The organism is Dethiosulfatibacter sp., from assembly GCF_983023055.1.
The window spans coordinates 11267-14426 of sequence record NZ_CEZJXU010000013.1 but is presented as its reverse complement, the minus strand read 5'-3'; the positions used below and the strand labels follow the sequence as shown (position 1 = coordinate 14426).

The window sequence follows — 3160 nt, the reverse complement described above, 5'->3', positions numbered from 1 at the left end:
AAGCCCCCATTGTTACAAGTTTATCCTTATATTGTGCCTCATGGCTCTGGTGTATTCTTCTCTGATTATTTCAACTATCCTGTTCTTGCTGGACTTAAGCTCGATTTCTCCAATTTTGTTTATTGGCATTACATCTATTGACGTGCCTGTCATGAATGCAGCATCAAAGAAAGTTAACTCTTCAATCATAAGAGTCCTTTTTTGCAGTGCAATCCTTTCCTTTATGCATATGTCCAAAATCTTCTTCCTTGTAGTTCCTAGAAGAACACCTTCGTCTGGAGCAGTCAGTACAGTATTCCCCTTTATAAAGAATACATTGGTTCTGCTTCCTTCAAGTATTTCCCCGTTTTCAGAAACATAAATGCATTCATCCGCTCCTTCGCTTTCAAGAATATTATTTATTAAACTTCTCAACTCGTTATTGACGATTTTAGCATTTGGTATTTCTCTTTCTTCATAGATCAATACAGTCTTGTATCCGTCCTTGTGTTTTTCCTCTGAAGGATATTTTGATTTTGTAAAATAGGCCACAACATGTTCTTCAGAGTTTTCAAAATATGCAATTTTAACATTATTTTCAGTTATATTATATTCATCAATCAGCATATATATAATATCTTCAATTTCACTATATTTAAAGATTCTCTCAAGATTTATAAGCTTGATGCTTTTGTTCATCCTGTCAACATGTTCTTCCAAAAAAAGAGGTTTACCCTCAATTATTCTAACAACTTCGTAAATCTGTTTTTTTTCTCCATCAAGAACTGTGAATATTTCCTCCAGGGGTACTAATTTGCTGTTTAAATATCCCTTTTCCATTATACTATCTCTCATCTTTCTTCTCCCGCCAAAACTCAATCAATTCATTCTCGAGTTCACTTAAATTATTTACCTTTTTATAGTTGCTCCATGAATCTGGAAAAAGATTCCTATACCTTTTTTCAGAATACCTGTCATCTACAAGTAGTACTGTTCCCACATCTTTTTCTGTTCTTATGACCCTTCCTGATGCCTGGAGCACCTTGTTAAAACCAGGATACATATATGAAAATTCAAAGCCTGTATTGTATCTTTCTCTGAAGTATTCCATTACAAGGTCGCTTTCAAAATTTATTCTAGGTAGACCTACACCAAGAATCATAACTCCAATCAGGAAGTCTTCAATCAGGTCTATGCCCTCTGACAGGACCCCTCCAATAACTGAAAAAACAACTCTTTCATCATCATTGTAAAAGCCTGATATTAGCTCGCCGTATTCCGGTTCCGACATATTTGGTTTTTGAACCGTAATATTATCCATATCATAATACTGTGAATATATGTCATTGATTTCATTCATATAGGTATATGAAGGGAAAAATATTATATAATTTCCCTTTTTCACATTGATATATTTATTTATAAGCAGGCATACCCTTTCAGTATTTTTCTTCCTGTCATTGTATTTCATTGATATTCCACTATTCAATATCAAATCCATGTTATTGTGATCAAATGGAGATTCAAATCTTATTGCATTATCCTCCTCAGCCCCGCCAAGTATGTTGGAATAATACCTTAGCGGAAGAAGCGTAGCTGAAAAAAAAACTACCGACCTTACCTTTTCATTAATTTCTCTTAAAACATTTGATGGATTCTTGCAGAAAAGCTTGATCTTAAATCCGTCTTCCTTACCTGCATAATAGTCAAAATCACCGCAATACAATTCAGACATTTTCAAAAATGATGAAGATTGAAAAAACAATTCCAGTACCTTGCTGTAGTTTTCATTCTTCTTGTTTCTTTTAAGCCATTCATCAAGAGTTCTGTTCATGTTTCTCAAGGAACCAAGTAGCCTGTCTGGCTCTTCAATAACGCTGAAACTATCACCATCAAGGGTATTCATGATCTCCAACATGACTTTGTTTACCTTCCTCATGGCATTGTAATCTTTTTTGAACCTGTTCTTCAATGGTCTGCTTACTTCAAGAAAATCATTTTTATATAACTCTGCTGAATACATTGACCTTGCCCTATCCGAAAGATTATGTGCCTCGTCTATTAGCACTACGGTGCTTTTGTTTTCTTCTCCAAAGCCCCTTTTCAACGCTGCCCTAGGATCATAGAAATAATTATAGTCACAAATTGTAAGGTCGCTCACCAGACTTAAATCCAAAGTGAATTCAAATGGACAAACCTGAAACTTTTCACTTATTTCTTCAATAACCTCTCTTGAAAACATATCATACTCTTCAAAAGAATATTTCAAAGCTTCGTTTATCTTGTTAAAATATCCATATGCATAGGGACAGTAGTCCTTGTCGCAATTACATTCATCCATAAAGCATATTTTTCCCTTGGCCGTTATAATCACTGTCTTCAGCTTTAGACCTCTTTCAACAAGGTCCTTGACTGTATTGAATGCTATTTCCTTAGTAGTTGACTTTGCTGTCATATAATATATCTTGTCAAGATTCTTGTAACCCATATACTTTATTGCTGGATAAAGAGTTGAAATGGTCTTGCCTATTCCCGTAGGGGCCTGAATGAATATGTTTTTCCTATCCTTAATGCTTTGATAAACAGAGACGGACATTTCCCGCTGACCCTTCCTGTAGCCTTTATGGGGGAATTCAATATCCTTAATGGAAGACTGCCTTAATACTTTCCAATCTAAACCCGCCCTTGCCCAATAATGATATTTTTCAAGAGCATCGAAAAGATTCTTCTCAAGTTCGACAAAATCCATTGTCTTTACAAATTCCACTGTCTTGAAAGTTTCAACATTGCAATACCTGAGCCTTATTCCCATGAAATCAAGACTGTTCATAGAAGCATATATATATGCGTATATATATGCCTGGCACCAATGGGTGATATTGTCTTCCCTAATCTCTTTCTCGTTAAGAAACGTAGACTTTATTTCATCAACAAAAAAAAGACCTTCTTCCTGGTAGATGCCATCAGCTCTGCCTTCCAAAATAAATACCATATCCTTGTATTCAACTTCCTTCTTAAGGTGATACTCCTTCTTATAGCCGGAGTCTTCCATTTCCTGAAGTCTCTTATGAATTTCAATACCATCCATTGCTCTTGAATTGCTCATATATGTATTGTCCAAATGACCGCTTCTAAATGCATATTCAGCCAACGCTCTAACAGACAGGTTAATACTGTACAT

Annotated in this window: 2 protein-coding genes; both read right to left on the bottom strand. The window is 35.2% G+C overall.

Annotation, left to right across the window (positions count from 1 at the left end; all coding sequences use genetic code 11):
* Nucleotides 1-12 precede the first annotated feature (12 nt).
* A complete protein-coding gene (locus AC3AX0_RS01425) occupies nucleotides 13-834 on the bottom strand; it encodes an aminotransferase class IV (protein ID WP_487548518.1) in 822 nt (273 codons plus the stop codon).
* Nucleotides 824-3160 (bottom strand): helicase C-terminal domain-containing protein (locus AC3AX0_RS01420; protein WP_487548517.1); only part of this gene is annotated, 2337 nt, incomplete at its 5' end. The genes AC3AX0_RS01420 and AC3AX0_RS01425, both read right to left, overlap by 11 nt.

What these genes read in the sequence shown, in the direction of transcription:
- AC3AX0_RS01425 (WP_487548518.1), bottom strand. Translation starts at nt 834, where the DNA reads ATGAGAGATAGTATAATGGAAAAGGGATATTTAAACAGCAAATTAGTA.